Raw genomic sequence first — 17,489 nt, forward strand, 5'->3', positions numbered from 1 at the left:
GGGCCGCGCCCGGATGGCACGGCCCCGCCCGAGGTGCGCTCAGCGTGCGGCGAACTGCTTGTCGAGGGCGATGTTCAGCTCCAGCACGTTGACCCCCGGCTCGCCCATGAAGCCGAGCCCGCGCCCGTCGGTGTGCTCCCTGACCAACTTGCGGACCGCCGCCGGGTCCGCGCCGCGCTCGCGCACGACCCGGTTCACCTGCAACTCGGCGTACGCCGGGCTGATCTGCGGGTCGAGGCCGCTGCCGCTGGCGGTGACCGCGTCGGCGGGCACGGCCGGCTCCGCGGGCGCGTCGCCGCGGATCGGGGTGACCACCCCGCCGGCGGCCACGTAGTCCTCGCCGGGCTGGGCCGGCTCCACCGCGACACCCTGGTACTCGGTGACGAACGGAGTGGCCGGGGCGGCCTGGTTGACACTGACCACCCGGGTGACCGGGCCGGTCAGACCGTCGGCGCGGAAGACGGCGAGCACGGCGCCCACACCGTCGTCGGTGCAGTAGGGGCGTCGGCCGTCGACGCCGTTGAGCTCGCCGACCTCCCTGCTTCGCCCGCACACCTGGGTGAGCAGGCTCTCGCTGGACTCCTCCGGATCGGTGGCGATGGTGTCGACCACGCTCTCCGGTCCCAGGTTGCTGGCCGAGGTGGAGGTCGGGTCGTAGCCGTCGCCGGCGGCGGACGGGCGGGACTGGAAGTACCGCGGGACGGGGTTGCCGTCGGCGTCGGTGAAGGACTGGCCGATCAGCGCGCTGCCGACCGTCGTGCCGCCGGCGTCGATCAGCGAGCCGTCGGCCTTGTGGTTGAGGCCGGGCAATTGGCCGACGGCGACCAGGGCCAGCGGGTAGACCAGCCCGAGCAGCACCGTGAAGACGAGCAGGGCGCGCAGGGCGGCGAGGTGTTGGGCGAGCCAGGTGGGTAGGCGCATCACGAAATCCCCGGGATGAACTGGATGAGCAGGTCGATGATCTTGATCCCGATGAACGGCACGATGATGCCGCCCAGTCCGTACAGCAACAGGTTGCGGCTGAGCAGCTTCGACGCGGCCGCCGGCCGGTACCGCACGCCGCGAAGGGCGAGCGGGATCAGCGCGATGATCACCAGGGCGTTGAAGATGACGGCGGCCAGGATCGCCGACTCCGGGCTGGACAGCCGCATGATGTTCAGCGCGTCCAGGCTCGGGTAGAGGCCGGCGAACATGGCCGGGATGATCGCGAAATATTTCGCGATGTCGTTGGAGATGCTGAACGTCGTCAGGGCACCACGGGTGATCAGCAACTGCTTGCCGATCTCCACGATCTCGATCAGCTTGGTCGGGTCGGAATCGAGGTCGACCATGTTGCCGGCCTCCTTGGCGGCCGACGTGCCGGTGTTCATCGCCACGCCGACGTCGGCCTGCGCGAGCGCCGGAGCGTCGTTGGTGCCGTCGCCGGTCATCGCGACCAGCCGGCCACCCTCCTGCTCCCGCTTGATCAGCGCGAGCTTGTCCTCCGGCGTCGCCTCGGCCAGGAAGTCGTCCACCCCGGCCTCGTCCGCGATCGCCTTCGCGGTACGCGGGTTGTCGCCGGTGATCATCACGGTCCGGATGCCCATCCGGCGCATCTCGTCGAAGCGCTCCCGCATGCCGGACTTGACGACGTCCTTGAGGTGGATGACGCCGAGCGCACGGGCCGGTTCGCCGTCGACGTGCTCGGCGACGACCAGCGGGGTGCCGCCGGTGCCACTGATGGCGTCCACGATCTCGCCGACCTGCTCGGTCGGGTGCCCGCCGTTCTCCCGTACCCACTTCATCACGGCGGCGGCTGCGCCCTTGCGGACCCGGCGTGCCGTGTCGACCGCGCCGCCGTCCACGCTGGCGTCCGGGGTCATATCGACGCCGCTCATCCGCGTCTGCGCGGTGAACGGCACGAAGGTGGCGTGCGGCATCACGCCGGGCTCGCGCTCGCGCAGCCCGAACTCGTTCTTCGCCAGCACCACCACCGAGCGCCCCTCGGGGGTCTCGTCGGCGAGGCTGGACAGTTGTGCGGCGTCGGCCAGGGTCGCGGCGGTGACCCCTTCGACGGGTACGAACTCGGCGGCCTGCCGATTGCCCAGTGTGATGGTGCCGGTCTTGTCCAGCAGGAGCGTGTTCACGTCACCGGCCGCCTCGACGGCCCGGCCGCTCATGGCCAGCACGTTGCGCTGCACGAGCCGGTCCATACCGGCGATGCCGATGGCGGAGAGCAACGCGCCGATCGTGGTGGGGATGAGACACACCAGCAGCGAGATCAGCACGATCCCGCTGACACCGGCGTCGGTGATCGCACCGCTGTCGGGCGCCGCGGCCTGGTACGCCTTGGAGAAGATGGCCAGCGGCTGGAGGGTGACCACGGCCAGCAGGAAGATGATCGTGAGCGCGGCGAGCAGGATGTTCAGCGCGATCTCGTTCGGCGTCTTCTGCCGGTTGGCACCCTCGACAAGGGCGATCATCCGGTCGATGAAGCTCTCCCCCGGCTTCTGGGTGATCTTCACGATGATCCGGTCGGAGAGCACCTTCGTGCCACCCGTGACCGCGCTGCGGTCGCCGCCGGACTCCCGGATGACCGGGGCCGACTCGCCGGTGATGGCCGACTCGTCGACGCTGGCGATGCCCTCGACGATGTCGCCGTCACCGGGGATGATGCCGCCGGCCTCGACCAGCACGATGTCGCCCTGGCGCAGTTGCGGCGCCGGCACCGCCTCGTCGGTGTAGGCGTTGGCCCGGGCACCCGGCGTCCAGCCGATCAGCCGGGTGGCGATGGTGTCCTGCTTGGCCTGCCGCAACGCGGCGGCCTGGGCCTTGCCCCGGCCCTCGGCGACCGCCTCGGCCAGGTTGGCGAAGAGCACGGTCAGCCAGAGCCAGACGGTGATCGCCCAGGCGAACACCGACGGGTCGGTCACCGCCAGGACGGTGGTGAAGGCCGCTCCGACCTCCACGATCAGCATCACCGGGTTGCGCCACAGGGTGGTCGGGTTGAGCTTGCGCAGGGCGTCCGGCAGGGACCGGATCAGCTGCTGGGGGTCGAGCAGTCCCCCACCGACCCGGTTGCCGTGGGTGGCTGGGGTACCGGGGAGTTGCTCTGTTGGGGCGGACGTGACGGACATGTCCTCGTTCCTCATGGTGGTCAGAGCCCTTCTGCCAGCGGGCCGAGCGCGAGTGCGGGCAGGAAGGTCAGCGCGACGAGGACCACCGTGACGCCGACGACCATGCCGATGAACAGCGGTCGGTGGGTCGGCAGGGTGCCCTCGGACGCGGGGGTGGGTGCCTGGCGGGCCAGTGAGCCGGCCAACGCGAGCACGAAGATGATCGGGAGGAATCGGCCGAACAGCATGCACAACCCGAGCGCGGTGTCCCACCAGGTGGTGTTGACCGTGATTCCGCCGAAGGCGGAGCCGTTGTTGTTGCTGGCCGAGGTGAACGCGTAGAGCACCTCGGAGAGGCCGTGCGGCCCGACGTTGAGCGCGGTGGAGTTGTTGCCGGTGGCGAACGCGGCGGCCGTACCGACGAGCACCAGGATCGGCGTGATCAGGAAGTAGAGCGAGGCGAACTTGATCTCTCGCGAGCCGATCTTCTTGCCCAGGTACTCCGGGGTCCGGCCGACCATCAGGCCGGCCACGAAGACGGTGATCACCGCGAGGATGAGCAGGCCGTAGAGACCGGAACCCGTACCGCCCGGGGCGACCTCGCCGAGCATCATGTTGACCATCGTCATCATGCCGCCGAGCGGGGTGAACGAGTCGTGGAACGAGTTCACCGCCCCGGTCGAGGTCAGCGTCGTGGCGGCGGCGAAGGTGGCCGAGTTCGACACGTCGAACCGCACCTCCTTGCCCTCCAGGGCGGCGCCGACCGCCTGCGGCACGGTGCCGTGCCCGGTCAGCTCGAAGATGTTGGTGATGACCACACTGGCGAACGCCAGGATCCCCATCACCGCGGCGATGGCGTAGCCCTGCCGGTTCTGCCCGACCATCCGGCCGAAGACCCGGGGCATGCTGAACGGGATCAGGAAGATCAGGAAGATCTGCAGCCAGTTCGTCCACGTGGTCGGGTTCTCGAACGGGTGGGCGCTGTTGACGTTGTAGAAGCCGCCACCGTTGGTACCCAGCTCCTTGATCACTTCCTGGCTGGCGACCGGACCACCGGTGATGGTCTGCGAGCCGCCGGTCAGCGTCGTCACGTCGGTGCCGGCGGAAAGGTTCTGCACCACCCCGCCGAGCATCAGCGCGAGGGCGCCGAGCACCGCGATCGGCAGCAGGATCCGCAGCGTGATCCGGGTCAGGTCGACCCAGAAGTTGCCCAACTGCCCGGTACGGCTGCGGGCGAAGCCACGCACCAGCGCGACCGCCACCGCGATGCCGACCGCCGCGGAGACGAAGTTCTGCACCGCCAGGCCGGCCATCTGCACCAGGTGACCCATGGTCGACTCACCCGAGTACGACTGCCAGTTGGTGTTGGTCACGAAGGAGACGGCGGTGTTCCACGCGCCGTGCGGCACGACCGGGTCGAAGCCCAGCGACAGCCAGAGGTGGTTCTGCACCCGCTGGAACAGGTAGAGGAACAGGATCGAGACCGCGGAGAACGCCAGCACGCTGCGGGCGTACACACCCCAGGTCTGCTCGGCGGCCGGATTGACCCCGACCAGGCGGAAGATTCCCCGCTCGACCCGGGACTGCCGGGTGCCGGAGACCGCCCGGAACATGTAGTCGCCGAACGGCTTGTAGACGGCTACCAGGGCCGCCATCAGCGTCAACACGAAGATGACGCCCGCTGTCGTCATGGTCATCAGAAGCGCTCCGGAAACAACAGGGCGAACACCAGGAACGCGCCCAGGACGATCGCGAGCACCAGGCCGACGGCATTGACCGCGTTCACAGCTTCTCCACCGCCCGGACCACCAGGGCGAGCACTGCGAACAGCGCCACCGTCAGGATCACGAACACCACGTCAGACACGCTGACTCCTCATACCGGAAAGGTTCGTCGCGACCGCCTCCCGGTCGCGCCGGGCAATCAAAGCCCCGTCACCCAGCCAGCGACAGGGGTCATAACGCGACCATGACGGCGGCGAACCTTTTCTTGACGTGGTTTTCACACCTGCCCCTGAACAGGTGAAACGCGGCACAGAGCAGGGCTGAGGGCACGCGGAAATGACCGTCGGCGACCCGGCTGGGTTGGCTGCCGCGGAGTGGTACGGGTGGAGGCGCTAGGCCGGGCGGCGGGCCACCAGCACGTCCCGCATGATCGACTGGTCCACCCGGTGCCGCAGCGCGCGGTAGGGCTCGGAGTCGACCACGGTCAGGCCGGCGTCGGCCAACGCCGCCGCCGCGTCGTCCCGGCTGGCGACGTGGGTGTTCCAGGAGATCCCGAGCGCGCCGCCGGGGCGCAACAACCGGGCCCAGACCGGCACGGCGTCCGCGAGCAACGCCAGCGGGTCGCGGGCCAACCCCTGCCCAGCGGTACGACTGCCGTGCTGGACGCCGTACGGGGCGTCCGCGACGACCAGGTCGACGGTCTCCGGCCGGAAGAACTCCCCGGCCCGCGTGGTGTCGGCGTTGACCACGTCCAGCAGTTGCAGGTTGCCGGCCTTGTGCTCCTCGCGGGTCGGCGCCAGCTCGATCCGTACCCGCCGGCCGACCACCTTGCGCTCCCGACGCACCGGCCCCGACTCCAGCACCCGGTGCTTGATCCGCTTCTGCTTCAGCCACGTAGTGACGAACGCCCGGTACGCCTCGACGTCCTTCTGGTCACGCTCGATCCCGGCGGCGTCGAAGCCGTACATCAGCGCCTGGTTCAGGGTGGTGCCCCGACCACAGAGCGGGTCGAGCACCCGAAACCGGCGGCTGGTCATCTCGGCGGCCCAGTCCGAGGCGAGCAGCGTGACGTTGAGCAGCAGCTTGGTGAACTGCTCGTTGGTCTTGCCCGGGTACTTCTGAATGGTGATCAGGTCGTCGTCGTAGCGGTCCAACCGGCTCCACTCGATAGGCCGCAGCAGCTCGCCGACGATCTCGAACAGCGCGTACCCGGCCGAAAGATTGCCCAGGACGCCCAGATCCCGCTCGGTCAGCCCGTCGCCCGCGAAGGTGAGGTAGGTGGCCCCACCGACGGTCGTCGTGTCCAGCTCGCCGATCCGGCCGTCGAGCGCGGACCGACCGAAGATCTCCAGCTCGGCCCGGGTGAGGTCGATGGCGGAGCGGGCGTACACCCGGTTGGTGGAGGGCAGGATGAGCAGGCCGTAGCGGTTCATGATCGGCCGAGTATTCCACAACCGGCCGCTGCCGCCGGGAACCGGAGTGGCGGCCGGACCGACTACCCGTACATGGGGTGTGAGCAGTGGCGGGAGGTCCTGTCGGCGCAGTTGGACGGCGAGGAGACCGCCGAGGAACGGGCGGCGGCGCAGGGGCACCTCGACGGGTGCGCCGAGTGCCGAGGCTGGTTCACGGCGGCGGCCGCGGTGACGCGCCGGGCGCGTACCCGGTTGGTCACCGAACCGCCCGACCGGACCGAGATGATCCTCGCGGCCGTCGCTACCGCGCCGCCGGCCCGCCGGTCACGGTGGCGGTGGCGGCCGGGGGCGGCCCAGCGCAGCCGGCTGGTCGTCGGGCTGCGCGCGGCGCTCGGCCTGCTCGGCGCCGTGCAGCTGGTTCTCGGCCTGGCTCAGGTGGGCCGGGGCGCGGCCTCCGATCACCTGCACCCGGCCGGCCAGCACCTGTGGCACGAGTCGGCCGCCTGGAACGTGGCGGTGGGTGCCGGCTTCCTCTTCGTGGCGGTACGCCGCAGCCCGCCGGCCGGCCTGCTGCCGATGCTCAGCGCGTTCGTCGGCACTCTGCTGCTGCTCTCGGTCAACGACCTGGCCACCGGGACGGTGAGCGGGGAACGGCTGGTCAGCCACGGGTTCCTGGTGGTCGGCTATCTGATCACCGTGCTGCTGTCCCGGCCCGGCCTGCGTCCCGGAGGCCCCGCTCCACAGCGGCAGTCGATGCCGTCGCGCTGGCGGTTCCGCGCCGACGAGGTCGACCCGCCTCTGCGGGTGGTCCGTTCCGAGCCCCACCCGGCGCAGGCCGCCGATCGCCACGCCCCGGCAGCGCGTACCGGTCCTGCCGGCAACCGCCGCGCCGCCTGAGCGGGCTCCCTCAGCCCTGCGGCCGACTCGTGCCGTCGCCGGCGATGACCTGCGGGATGACCTGTTCGACGATGGTCAGCAGGGTGGTGGTGAGCAGCACGTGCACCTGGGCGCGGGTCAGCGCGCCACGCTGGAGCCACTCGCGGGCGGTCGACGTGGCCAGCCCGCCGTACGCCCGGACCATGCCGCGCAGCTCCTCGCGGTGCTCCGCCTCGTCGGCCAGGCCGACGGCGACCAGCATCCGGTCCGCGGCCACCTCCTCGGCCTCGGCGAGCACCCGCTCCACGTCGGCGTCGCCGCCCATCCCCCGCGCGGTGACGGCCGCCAGCCAGGAGGTGCTGTGCCGGGACACCACGTCGAGAAACCAGGTGACGCTGGCGTCGACCCGGGTCCGTAGATCACCCTTGGGCAGTCGCTCCAGGGCGACCTCGGGGATGGTCACCATGACCCGGACGACCTCCAGGTAGAGGTCCTTCTTGGTGCCGAAGTAGTGGTTGACCAGGCCGCGCGCGACGCCGGCCTCCCGCGCGATGTCGGTGGTCGAGACGTCCGGGTACGCGCGCTCGCCGAACAGCCGGACCGCGCAGGCAAGGATCTGCCCACGCCGGGCATCCGGCTCCAGCCGGCGGCGGCGCGGCGCGGTCTCGACACTCATCTGCCCGACCCTATCGGCAGCTCACCGTCGCGGCCCAGGTTCGGGCGCCGACAGAGGACCCGGACAGGGGCGTCGACCTGCGACCCCGTGCGGGACGAGGTGACCGGCGAACGAACGGGAAGCGATGCCATGGCTGTTGATCGAGACTTATTGACATGCCGTCAACAGAGCGCCAGGGTGGTGCACATGCCGACGCTCCCATCCGACGGTCCCCCCTCGCCCTGGCGCGAACCGGAGCACGACGACCTGGCCGACCTGGCGCGCACCTTCTTCACCAAGGAGGTGCTGCCGCACGCCGAACGCCTGCTGGCGCAGGGCCACCCGGACCGCGAGCACTACCGGCGCGCCGGGGAGCTTGGCCTGCTCGGCCTGTCCGTCCCGGAGGAGTACGGCGGTGGTGGCGGCGGGTTCACCCACGAGGCGGTGATGCTGCACGAGCAGGCGTACACCGGGGAGAGCAGCCTCGGACTGGCCGTCCACAGTGGCATCGTCACCGGCTACCTTGTGGCGTACGGCAGCGAGGAGCAGAAGCGGCGCTGGCTGCCCGGCCTGTGCAGCGGTGAGCTGGTCGGCGCGATCGCGATGACCGAGCCGGACGGCGGCTCGGACCTCCAGGCGATGCGCACGCGGGCGGTCCGCGACGGCGACGACTACCTGGTCACCGGCGCGAAGACGTTCATCACCAACGGCGGTCTGGCCGACCTCATCATCGTGGCCGTGAAGACCGACCCCGAGCAGCGGGCGGCCGGTGTCTCGTTGCTGGTCTGCGAGGTGGGCGACGACCCGGAGGGCTTCCGCCGGGGCCGACTGCTGTCCAAGATCGGGCTGCACGCCAACGACACGGCCGAGCTGTTCTTCGACGAGTTCCGGGTGCCGGCGGCCAACCTGCTCGGCGGGGCCGAAGGACTGGGTTTCATCCAGCTCATGCAGCAACTCCCGCAGGAACGGCTGGTGATCGGCGTCGGCGCGGTCGCCGCCATGGAACGGGCGGTCGAGCTGACCGTCGCGTACGCCAAGGAGCGCACCGCCTTCGGCAAGCCGCTGATGGGCCACCAGAACACCCGGATGGTGCTCGCGGAGTGCGCCACCCGCACCCGGGTCAGCCGGGTCTTCCTGGACGACTGCATCGTCCGGCACACGCGCGGCGACCTGGACGTGGCCACCGCGGCGATGGCGAAGTCGTGGCTCACCGACGGGCAGTGCGAGGTCGTCGACCGGTGCCTGCAACTCTTCGGCGGCTACGGCTACACCACCGAGTACCCGATCGCCCGGATGTACGCCGACGCCCGCGTCCAGAAGATCTACGGCGGCACCAACGAGATCATGAAGGAGCTGATCGCCCGTGCCCTCTGAGGCGTACGTCTATGACGCGGTCCGCACCCCGCGCGGACGCGGCCGGGACACCGGTGCGCTGCACGGGGTCAAGCCGATCTCCCTGGTGGTCGGCCTGATCGACGCGCTGCGGGAGCGCAACCCCGGCCTGGACGTCAACCGGCTGGAGGACCTGCTGCTCGGCATCGTCACCCCGGTGGGCGAGCAGGGCGGCGACCTGGCACGCGCGGCGGCACTGCTGGCCGGGCTGCCCGACGAGGTGGGCGGGGTGCAGCTCAACCGGTTCTGCGCCTCCGGGCTGGAGGCGGTCAACTCCGCCGCCGCGCGGATCCGCTCCGGCTGGGAACACCTGCTGCTGGCCGGCGGGGTCGAGTCGATGTCCCGGGTGCCGATGGGCTCCGACGGCGCGGCCTGGGCCACCGACCCGCAGACCGCGCTGGCCACCTCGTTCGTGCCGCAGGGCGTCAGCGCCGACCTCATCGCCACACTGGAGGGGTTCACCCGCGACGACGTGGACGGCTACGCCCTGCGCTCGCAGGAGCGGGCCGCCAAGGCGTGGGCCGGCGGGCACTTCGCCCGCTCGGTGGTGCCGGTCCGCGACGGGAACGGGCTGGACATCCTCACGGTGGACGAGCACCCCCGCCCGGAGACCACCCGGGAGGCGCTGGCCCGGCTCACCCCGTCCTTCGCCACCATGGGCGAGGCCGCCGGGTTCGACGCCGTCGCGTTGCAGAAGTTCCACTGGCTGGAGGCGATCGAGCACGTCCACCACGCCGGCAACTCGTCCGGCATCGTGGACGGCGCCGCGCTGGTACTGATCGGCTCGGCCGACGTCGGCCGGGACCTCGGCCTCACCCCGCGCGCCCGCATCGTCGGCGCGGCGGTCACCGGTGCCGACCCGACATTGATGCTGACCGGCCCGATCCCCGCCACCCACAAGGCCCTCGCCGTCGCAGGGCTGACCCTCGCCGACATCGACCTGTTCGAGATCAACGAGGCGTTCGCCGCGGTGGTGCTCAAGTACGTCCGCGACCTGGGCCTGGACCCGGACCGGGTGAATGTCAACGGCGGCGCGATCGCTCTCGGCCACCCGCTCGGCGCCACCGGCGCCATGCTGCTCGGCACCGCGTTGGACGAGTTGGAGCGGCGCGACCTGAGCCGCGCCGTGGTGACCCTCTGCATCGGCGGCGGCATGGGCGTCGCCACCGTTCTCGAGCGCTGCTGACCCGGAGGACGACCATGACCCACATCCGGTACGACCGCGGCGCCGACGGCATCGTCACGCTCACCCTGGACGACCCCGACCAGTCCGCCAACACCATGAACCGGGCGTACGCCGCGTCGATGAGTGCCGTACTCGATCGGCTGGAAGCCGAGCGCGACGAGCTGACCGGTGTCATCGTGACCAGCGCGAAGTCCACCTTCTTCGCCGGCGGCGACCTGCCGGAGATGGCCCGCGCGACCCGCGAGGACGCTCCCGCGCTGGTCGAGCTGCTCGGCACCATCAAACGGGACCTGCGCCGTCTGGAGACGCTCGGCCGGCCGGTGGTCGCCGCGGTCAACGGCTCGGCGCTCGGAGGCGGCCTGGAGATCGCACTCGCCTGCCACCACCGGATCGCGCTGGACGCGCCCGGCAGTCGCCTCGGCCTGCCCGAGGTGACCCTGGGCCTGCTACCCGGCGCCGGCGGCGTCACCCGGACCGTACGGATGCTCGGCCTTGCCGGGGCGCTGACCACGGTGCTGCTCACCGGCCGGCGGATGCGCCCGACCGACGCCCTGGCCGCCGGACTGGTCGACGAGGTGGTGGCCACCCCGACGGAGCTGCTGGACCGGGCCCGGGCGTGGATCTCCGCCAACCCGCGCCCGAGCCAGCCGTGGGACCGGCCGGACTACCGGATGCCCGGGGGCACCCCGGCCAGCCGGTCACTGGCCGCTCAGCTGCCGGCCTTCCCGGCGACCCTGCGCAAGCAGCTCAAGGGTGCCCGGCTGCCCGCGCCGGAGGCGATCCTGGCCACCGCCGTCGAGGGTGCCCAGGTCGACCTGGAGACCGCGTTCACCGTGGAGACCCGGCACCTGATCGGCCTGCTCACCGGCCAGGTCGCCAAGAACATGATCGGGGCGTTCTTCTTCGACCTGAAGGCCGTCAACGGCGGTGCCGCCCGACCGTCAGGAGTGGACGTGGCGCCGGTGCGCCGGGTGGCGGTGCTCGGCGCCGGCATGATGGGCGCGGGCATCGCGTACGCCTGCGCCAGCGCCGGTCTGGATGTGGTGGTCAGGGACGTCTCGCCGGACGCCGCGGGCCGGGCACGGGAGCACGCCCAGCGGCTGCTGGCCCGCAAGGTCCGCAAGGGCCGCGCGACGGAGGCGGACGCCCGGGCCGTGCTCGACCGGATCACCACCACCGACCAGGTGGACGCGCTGGCCGGCTGCGACGCGGTGATCGAGGCGGTCTTCGAGGACCCGGACCTCAAGCGGACCGTCTTCGCCGAGGTGCTGCCGGTGCTGGCGCCGGACGCGCTGCTCGCCTCCAACACCTCCACCCTGCCGATCACCGGGCTGGCCGCCGGGGTGGACCGGCCGGCCAATTTCATCGGCATGCACTTCTTCTCCCCCGTGGACCGGATGCCGCTGCTGGAGATCGTGGTCGGAGAACAGACCAGCGACGCCGCGCTGGCAAGGGCGTTCGACCTGGGTCGGCGGATCGGCAAGACCCCGATCGTGGTCAACGACGGCCGGGGCTTCTTCACCAGCCGGGTCATCGGCCGGTTCATCGACGAGGCGGTCGGCATGGTCGCCGAGGGTGTGCCGGCCGCGTCGGTGGAGCAGGCCGCCCTGCAGGCCGGCTACCCTACCGGGCCGCTCGCGCTGGCCGACGAGGTGAGCCTCACCCTGATCCAGCGGATCCGCCGGCAGTTCGAGGCCGCCGGCGAGGGCTTCCTGCCGCTGCCCGCGCACCGGCTGGTGGACGAGCTGGTCGACGCGTACGACCGGACGGGGCGTGCCGCCGGGCGCGGGTTCTACTCCTACGACGACGGCACCCGGGGCCGACTGTGGACCGGTTTGGCCGACCTGGTCACCGACGCGGGCCGCGCGGTGCCGTTCACCGACCTGCAGGAGCGGATGCTCTTCGCCGAGGCCCTCGACGCGCTGCGCTGCCTGGACGAGGGGGTGCTGCGCACCGAGACCGACGCGAACATCGGCTCGATCTTCGGCATCGGCTTCCCGGCCTGGACCGGCGGGGTGATCCGCTACGTCCGGCAGTACGCGGGCGGTCCGGCCGGGTTCGCGGCCCGCGCCACCGAGCTGGCCGCCCGTTACGGCGACCGGTTCACGCCCCCCGCCGACCTCGCCGACCGGCTCGCCCCCCGCACCACCGAGCCGGCGAGCGCCGCGTGACGGCCGACGAGCCGGCGCGCGTCGGGCCGCTGGCCGGGGTACGCGTGGTCGAGCTGGCCAGCCTGGCCCCCGCGCCGTTCGGCTGCATGGTCCTCGCCGACCTCGGCGCGGACGTGGTGCGGGTGGACCGGCCGGGTGGCCCGGGTGCGGGGCGGTTGGCCGCGCCGACCGGCGGTCCGTTGCAGCGCGGCCGGCGGGTCACCACGCTGGACCTGAAGTCCCCGACCGGGGTGGCCGACCTGCTGCGCCTGGTCGACCGGGCGGACGTGCTGGTCGAGGCGTACCGGCCGGGCGTGGCCGAGCGGCTGGGTTTCGGGCCGGAGATCTGCCGCGCCCGCAACCCCCGGCTGGTGTACGCGCGGATGACCGGCTGGGGTCAGGACGGGCCGCTGGCACACCGGGCCGGGCACGACATCGACTACATCGCGGTCGCCGGTGCGCTGGAGCCCCTGGGCCGCGCCGGCGAACGCCCGTACGCGCCGATGAACCTGCTCGGCGACTTCGGCGGGGGCGGAATGCTGCTCGCCGTGGGAGTGCTGGCCGCGCTGTTGGAACGGGAACGCTCCGGTGCCGGTCAGGTCGTCGACGCGGCGATGGTGGACGGTTCCGCGCTGCTCACCTCGTTCCTGCACGGGCTGCTCGGCACCGGCCTGTGGGCCGCCCCGCGTGGGGGCAACATGTTCGACGGCGGTGCGCCGTTCTACGACACGTACCGCACGGCCGACGGTGGCTTCATGGCCGTCGGCGCGATGGAACCGGCCTTCTACGCCGTGCTGCTGACCGGCCTCGGCCTCGCCGACGAGCCGGACCTGCCCGCCCAGTACGACCCGAGCGGCTGGGACGAGCTGCGCCGGCGGTTCACCGAGCGCTTCGCCGAACGGAGCCGGGACGAGTGGACGGCCGTCTTCGCCGACCTGGACGCCTGCGTCGCGCCGGTGCTCGCCCCCCGCGAGGCACACCGGCATCCGCACAACGCCGCCCGAGGCACCTTCGTCGACGTGGGCGGCGAGATCCAGCCGGCCCCGGCGCCCCGCTTCGACCGGACACCCACCGGCCGACCAGCCCCGGCGCCGGACCCGGAGCGGGACGTCCTGCCGGTCGACACGATCCTCACCGACTGGCAGTGACCCGCAGCGGGGACGGCCGCCACCCGCCACCCCATTCGAGGCGCGACGGCCGTCGATTCGATCCACGCAGGACTTCGAGGGCCGCGACGGCGGGTGCCGCGTTGGTACTGTCGCTCACCCGGGAAGAGGACTGCGAGTCGTAGGGGGACGAACATGGCGAGCGGGATCGATCCGTCGGGCCTGAGTCGCTCGCTGGAAGAGGCGATGCGCCTGCTGAGCCAGGCCACGGGTTCCGCGGTGGCACAGCCGGGCGGGGCCGACGAGCAGAGCGAACCCGCCGTGCCGGTTGCCGAGCAGATGGTGGGGCGGGGCACCGGCGGTGACGGTCTCGTCCAGGCCGAGGTGTCCGCCTTCGGCGGCCTGGAGACTCTGGTGATCGACGCGAGCCTGTCCCGCGCCGGCACCAGCGCGATCGCCGAGTACGTCCTGGAGGCGGTCAGGGCGGCACAGGCCAACGAGCGCGCCCGGCGCGCCGAGCTGACGGCCGCCGCCGGCGCCGACAGCGCGGCCCTGACCCGGCAGCTCGAACGTGTCTCGGCGGACGCGTTCCGCGGGTTCGAGCAGATGATCGGCGACCTGGACGCGGTCACCCGCCGGATGGATCGACGCTGAGCTTATGTCCGACGGGATTGAGGTCGACGTCGACGCCCTCCATGCCGCGGCGGGGTCGCTCGCGGCCACCGGCCAGCAGTTCGGCGCGGAGATCGCCAGCCTCGAGTCGACGGTGAACGGCGCGGGTAATCCCTGGGGCGCGGACGAGGCGGGCTCGCTCTTCGGAGCTGTGTACGTCGAGGTCCTGACGCACGCGCTCGACGTCTACCGGTCGATGGCGGATCAGTTGCTGGAGGCCGCCGGGAACCTCGACCTCAGTGCCGACGCACACGAGGCGACCGAGACGGCCAACGCGGAACTCTTCACGAGGATGGAGCTGCCCGGTGGGTATGCAGCTACCTCCTGAGCTCGTCGAGGCTCTGGGCTGGGTCGGCTTCACCTGGCCGACCGCCGACGAGGAGCTGCTGTTCGAGGCGTCGCAGCTGTGGTTCGCGTTCGCCGGCCGGCTGCGTACGACGCTCGCGGAGGCGGAGGCCGGCGCGGCGAAGGTCGGCGCGACCAACAGTGGGGACGACGTCCGCGCCTTCGAGCAGGTGTGGCGTGGCGAGGAGGGTGCGCCGCGCCGGATGGAGGACGGCGCGCAGGCGGCCGAGCTGATCGGCATGGCGTTGCTGGTGATGGCCATCATCACCCTCACGCAGAAGATCCTCGTCATCGTCCAGCTGACGATCCTCGTGGTGCAGGTGGCGATCGCGCTGGCGGCGGCGGCTCCCACCCTCGGCGCCTCGCTGGCCCAGATCCCCGTCTCGATCGGCCTGGCCCGGATGGCGATCCAACGGATCATCAAGGAGGTCGTCGAACGGGTCGTCAAGGAGATCATTCCCCGGTTGCTGAAGCGGGCGAAGACGCTGCTGCGCCGGTTCACCCGCAAGGGCCCGGGACGGGGCGGCCCGGGACGACCGGGGGTGCCCGGCCCGCACACCACGCCCCGCTACCACAACACGAAGCCGATGCTCGACAAGTACCGGAACGAGCACCTGCCGGGAGGGCACTTCCCGACGGCGGTGCGCCGGCTCAGTCCCGAGGAGCTGGAACAGCACCGGGTGTTCTTCGATGGCAACGGCGTCCTGCGCAGCGCACGCAACGGCGAGCCGTTCGACACCTCGAGCGCCCAGACCGTGTTCAGCGGAAACGGCCAGGCGATCTTCGTGATGGACCGGAACGGCAACCTGTACGCGTCGAATTACCAGAAGGTTGGCGACTTCCACCACTCGACGCTGGGTAACGGGCAGCCGGTCGCGGCGGCGGGCGAGCTGGTCGTCAAGGACGGTATGGTCCAGTACGCGACGGCGCGCAGCGGTCATTACCAGCCCGACGTCAGCCACATGGGCAATCTCGACGCCGAGTTCAAGCGCAACGGCCTCGGCGGCGTCCCAATCCTGGGCTGGAACGGCAGCCGGATCTTCTAGGAGAGTCGACGAGCATGGGTACGAGCAGTTGGAAGGGCCACGTCAACGGAATCCTCTACGGGGTCCAGTTCGACGGGGCGCTCGACGACACGGTGGTGACCCGGGTCGCCGACGGGGTGGTCGGCGGGCTCTACCCGGGGGACCGGGCCGAGACGCTGGACGCGCTCGACCAGGCGCTGCGCTACTCGGGCCCTCTCAACGACCAGGCCGAGACGCACCACAGCGAGGAGACCATCCGCGCCTTCCTCGGTCGGCTCTCCACCGCCCTCGCGGCGCGCGGCTGAGCGACGAGCGCACCGGTCCCCGAGTCGAGCGGGATCAGGCCCGCGTGGGCGGGGATGGGGTCGGCGCCGGGCCGAGCGTTCGGGACCTCGTGGCCGGGTGGAGGGTGCGCGGTGTCCGGCGGTGGTACCAGGTGGCGAAGAGGGCAACGGCGAGCAGCAGCTCGGCAACGTCGCCGCCGTAGTACATGAGCTGGGCGGCGGACCGGAACGCCGCCGGGTCGGGGTCGGTCAGCCCGGGCGGCAGGGTGTCGGCGTGCGCGTAGAGGTACTTGGCGAGCGCGGCGTGCCCGGCCGCCGCGCCCAGCAGCGCGCCGACCCGAACGGCCAGCCCGGGGCGTCGTGGTGCCGGGTCCGGCCCGGCCAGCGACCAGGCGAACAGGTACCCGGCGGCCAGGTAGTGCAGGTGCAGCGCGTGGTGCAGGGCGGGTTGGCGCTCCGCCGCGGCGTACAGCGGGGTGAGCAGTACCAACGCCAGCCCACCGGTACTCAGCAGGGCCGCCGTGATCGGATGCGCGAGCAGGTGCAGCGGGCGAGCACGCAGCAACCGGCCGACCAACCGACGCGTGCGCGTGGTCGAGATCCGCAGCAGCAGGGTCACCGGGGCGCCGAGCACCAGCCCGAGCGGGGCCACCATGCCGAGCAGCAGGTGCTGCGCCATGTGTCCGCGCGGGTCGTCGGGGAGCTGTGCGAGCGGCCCGACCGCGACCGCCAGCACAGCACACCCGGCCAGCCAGGCGGCGCTGCGCCGATGGTCCCAGCCCCGTCGGTCGCGCGCGGTGGCCAGCAGGTACGCGCCGGCCAGCAGGCCGACCACCGCCAGCGGATACCAGACCCGACCATCCGCCGCGTGCCCTCCGTGCGCGACCACGTGGGCGGCGGGGACGAGCGTCAACGGCGGCCGCCGGCCCTGGCGCGCCTGACGAGCGCGGCGCCGGCGAGCAGCAGTACGGCACCGCCCACATTCCAGAGCACGTCGTACGGCACCAGGTGCACGCCGTAGCGGATCTGGTGCAGCCGGAGCACCTTGTGGTCGACCAGCCCGTCGAAGACCTGGAATCCCCCGGCGCCGAGCAGGAAGCCACCCCAGGCGTGCCGGGTCGCCAGAGCCGCCCTCCGGCGCAGGTCGGCGAACCAGAAGAACCCGGCGACCAGGCCGATCAGCTCGGCGGCGTGCAGCAGCCCGTCGGAGAGCAGTGCCACCGACGGGGTGGACCGGTCGTAGAAGTGGTGCCAGGCCAGTAGCTGGTGGAAGACGATCTCGTCCACCGCGGCCATCACCGCGACCCCGATCAGGGCACCGGCGAGGAGGGAGGAGCGGACGTCCGGCACGGCGGCGGTGCGCGCGTCCGGAAGGCGGGGACCGGCCATCTCACACCTCGCATCGCCTGGGCCTGTTCCGAAACTACCCTGATAGGAACGAAAGGTGCACATGGTGCGACGACATCCCCGTTCGACGCCCCGGAGGCGGCTACCGGCATGATCATGGAACGGGGTTGCCGGAGCCACGCCCGGTAGCGGGATCCGCCCGACCCACGCCGGCAGCGGA

The 17,489-nt window shown here is 71.8% G+C and carries 17 protein-coding genes; 9 read left to right on the top strand and 8 right to left on the bottom strand.

Going from position 1 to position 17,489, the window contains the following annotated elements:
• Nucleotides 1-39: 39 nt before the first annotated feature.
• The 5 genes from M8C17_RS09410 to M8C17_RS09430 form a co-directional block, all read right to left on the bottom strand.
• The gene (locus M8C17_RS09410) at nt 40-921 is read right to left on the bottom strand and encodes a potassium-transporting ATPase subunit C (RefSeq protein WP_252416019.1); all 882 of its coding nucleotides are present in this window, start codon (nt 919-921) and stop codon (nt 40-42) included.
• Entirely contained in the window at nt 921-3,116 is a 2,196-nt protein-coding gene (gene kdpB / locus M8C17_RS09415) for a potassium-transporting ATPase subunit KdpB (protein WP_252416020.1), read from the bottom strand. The genes M8C17_RS09410 and kdpB overlap by 1 nt, the downstream gene beginning before the upstream one ends.
• Nucleotides 3,117-3,136: 20 nt before the next feature.
• Nucleotides 3,137-4,792: a potassium-transporting ATPase subunit KdpA gene (kdpA, locus tag M8C17_RS09420; protein WP_252416021.1), complete on the bottom strand. Its 1,656-nt coding sequence runs from the start codon at nt 4,790-4,792 to the stop codon at nt 3,137-3,139.
• Nucleotides 4,792-4,881 carry a K(+)-transporting ATPase subunit F gene (gene kdpF / locus M8C17_RS09425; RefSeq protein WP_036390805.1) on the bottom strand — a complete coding sequence of 30 codons (90 nt, stop codon included), beginning with the start codon at nt 4,879-4,881 and terminating at the stop codon, nt 4,792-4,794. The genes kdpA and kdpF overlap by 1 nt, the downstream gene beginning before the upstream one ends.
• A 330-nt stretch (nt 4,882-5,211) precedes the next feature.
• Complete coding sequence (locus tag M8C17_RS09430) at nt 5,212-6,252, bottom strand: TRM11 family methyltransferase (RefSeq protein ID WP_252416022.1); 1,041 nt, start codon at nt 6,250-6,252, stop codon at nt 5,212-5,214.
• Nucleotides 6,253-6,324: 72 nt separating this feature from the next.
• On the opposite strand from M8C17_RS09430, the gene M8C17_RS09435 reads away from it, so the two are divergent.
• Nucleotides 6,325-7,128: a zf-HC2 domain-containing protein gene (locus M8C17_RS09435; RefSeq protein ID WP_252416023.1), complete on the top strand. Its 804-nt coding sequence runs from the start codon at nt 6,325-6,327 to the stop codon at nt 7,126-7,128.
• Between the two features lie 10 nt (nt 7,129-7,138).
• Here the strand turns inward: M8C17_RS09435 and M8C17_RS09440 are convergent, their stop codons facing one another.
• Nucleotides 7,139-7,783, bottom strand: coding sequence for a TetR/AcrR family transcriptional regulator (locus M8C17_RS09440; protein WP_252416024.1), 645 nt, complete (start codon nt 7,781-7,783; stop codon nt 7,139-7,141).
• Between the two features lie 186 nt (nt 7,784-7,969).
• Here M8C17_RS09440 and M8C17_RS09445 point away from each other — a divergent pair, with 186 nt between their 5' ends.
• From M8C17_RS09445 to M8C17_RS09480, 8 genes are all read left to right on the top strand, one after another.
• Nucleotides 7,970-9,136 carry an acyl-CoA dehydrogenase family protein gene (locus M8C17_RS09445; RefSeq protein WP_252416025.1) on the top strand — a complete coding sequence of 389 codons (1,167 nt, stop codon included), beginning with the start codon at nt 7,970-7,972 and terminating at the stop codon, nt 9,134-9,136.
• A complete protein-coding gene (locus M8C17_RS09450) occupies nt 9,126-10,340 on the top strand; it encodes an acetyl-CoA C-acetyltransferase (RefSeq protein ID WP_252416026.1) in 1,215 nt (404 codons plus the stop codon). Before M8C17_RS09445 ends, M8C17_RS09450 begins: the two co-directional genes overlap by 11 nt.
• 14 nt (nt 10,341-10,354) lie before the next feature.
• Complete coding sequence (locus M8C17_RS09455) at nt 10,355-12,511, top strand: 3-hydroxyacyl-CoA dehydrogenase NAD-binding domain-containing protein (RefSeq protein ID WP_252416027.1); 2,157 nt, start codon at nt 10,355-10,357, stop codon at nt 12,509-12,511.
• Entirely contained in the window at nt 12,508-13,638 is a 1,131-nt protein-coding gene (locus M8C17_RS09460) for a CaiB/BaiF CoA-transferase family protein (RefSeq protein ID WP_252416028.1), read from the top strand. The genes M8C17_RS09455 and M8C17_RS09460 overlap by 4 nt, the downstream gene beginning before the upstream one ends.
• 153 nt (nt 13,639-13,791) lie before the next feature.
• On the top strand, nt 13,792-14,250 hold the full coding sequence (locus M8C17_RS09465) for a YbaB/EbfC family nucleoid-associated protein (protein ID WP_252416029.1): 459 nt from the start codon (nt 13,792-13,794) through the stop codon (nt 14,248-14,250).
• 4 nt (nt 14,251-14,254) lie between these two features.
• Nucleotides 14,255-14,596, top strand: coding sequence for a WXG100 family type VII secretion target (locus tag M8C17_RS09470; RefSeq protein WP_252416030.1), 342 nt, complete (start codon nt 14,255-14,257; stop codon nt 14,594-14,596).
• Nucleotides 14,574-15,659 carry a hypothetical protein gene (locus tag M8C17_RS09475; RefSeq protein ID WP_252416031.1) on the top strand — a complete coding sequence of 362 codons (1,086 nt, stop codon included), beginning with the start codon at nt 14,574-14,576 and terminating at the stop codon, nt 15,657-15,659. Before M8C17_RS09470 ends, M8C17_RS09475 begins: the two co-directional genes overlap by 23 nt.
• 14 nt (nt 15,660-15,673) lie before the next feature.
• Nucleotides 15,674-15,943 (top strand): hypothetical protein, encoded by a 270-nt coding sequence (locus M8C17_RS09480; RefSeq protein ID WP_252416032.1) that lies wholly within the window; start codon nt 15,674-15,676, stop codon nt 15,941-15,943.
• A 34-nt stretch (nt 15,944-15,977) separates the two neighbouring features.
• On the opposite strand, the gene M8C17_RS09485 is transcribed toward M8C17_RS09480, so the two are convergent.
• Together M8C17_RS09485 and M8C17_RS09490 are read right to left on the bottom strand one after the other, a co-directional pair.
• Entirely contained in the window at nt 15,978-16,835 is an 858-nt protein-coding gene (locus M8C17_RS09485; RefSeq protein WP_252416033.1) for a cytochrome c oxidase assembly protein, read from the bottom strand.
• Complete coding sequence (locus tag M8C17_RS09490) at nt 16,832-17,311, bottom strand: DUF2243 domain-containing protein (RefSeq protein ID WP_252416034.1); 480 nt, start codon at nt 17,309-17,311, stop codon at nt 16,832-16,834. The genes M8C17_RS09485 and M8C17_RS09490 overlap by 4 nt, the downstream gene beginning before the upstream one ends.
• Between the last annotated feature and the right edge of the window lie 178 nt (nt 17,312-17,489).

The sequence above is a fragment of the Micromonospora sp. RHAY321 genome (genome assembly GCF_023896955.1).
Lineage (GTDB): Bacteria > Actinomycetota > Actinomycetes > Mycobacteriales > Micromonosporaceae > Micromonospora.

Coding starts and splice junctions, on each gene's coding strand:
- M8C17_RS09410 (WP_252416019.1), bottom strand. CDS start 921: ATGCGCCTACCCACCTGGCTCGCCCAACACCTCGCCGCCCTGCGCGCC.
- kdpB (WP_252416020.1), bottom strand. CDS start 3,116: ATGTCCGTCACGTCCGCCCCAACAGAGCAACTCCCCGGTACCCCAGCC.
- kdpA (WP_252416021.1), bottom strand. CDS start 4,792: ATGACCATGACGACAGCGGGCGTCATCTTCGTGTTGACGCTGATGGCG.
- M8C17_RS09430 (WP_252416022.1), bottom strand. CDS start 6,252: ATGAACCGCTACGGCCTGCTCATCCTGCCCTCCACCAACCGGGTGTAC.
- M8C17_RS09435 (WP_252416023.1), top strand. CDS start 6,325: ATGGGGTGTGAGCAGTGGCGGGAGGTCCTGTCGGCGCAGTTGGACGGC.
- M8C17_RS09440 (WP_252416024.1), bottom strand. CDS start 7,783: ATGAGTGTCGAGACCGCGCCGCGCCGCCGCCGGCTGGAGCCGGATGCC.
- M8C17_RS09445 (WP_252416025.1), top strand. CDS start 7,970: ATGCCGACGCTCCCATCCGACGGTCCCCCCTCGCCCTGGCGCGAACCG.
- M8C17_RS09455 (WP_252416027.1), top strand. CDS start 10,355: ATGACCCACATCCGGTACGACCGCGGCGCCGACGGCATCGTCACGCTC.
- M8C17_RS09465 (WP_252416029.1), top strand. CDS start 13,792: ATGGCGAGCGGGATCGATCCGTCGGGCCTGAGTCGCTCGCTGGAAGAG.
- M8C17_RS09470 (WP_252416030.1), top strand. CDS start 14,255: ATGTCCGACGGGATTGAGGTCGACGTCGACGCCCTCCATGCCGCGGCG.
- M8C17_RS09480 (WP_252416032.1), top strand. CDS start 15,674: ATGGGTACGAGCAGTTGGAAGGGCCACGTCAACGGAATCCTCTACGGG.
- M8C17_RS09490 (WP_252416034.1), bottom strand. CDS start 17,311: ATGGCCGGTCCCCGCCTTCCGGACGCGCGCACCGCCGCCGTGCCGGAC.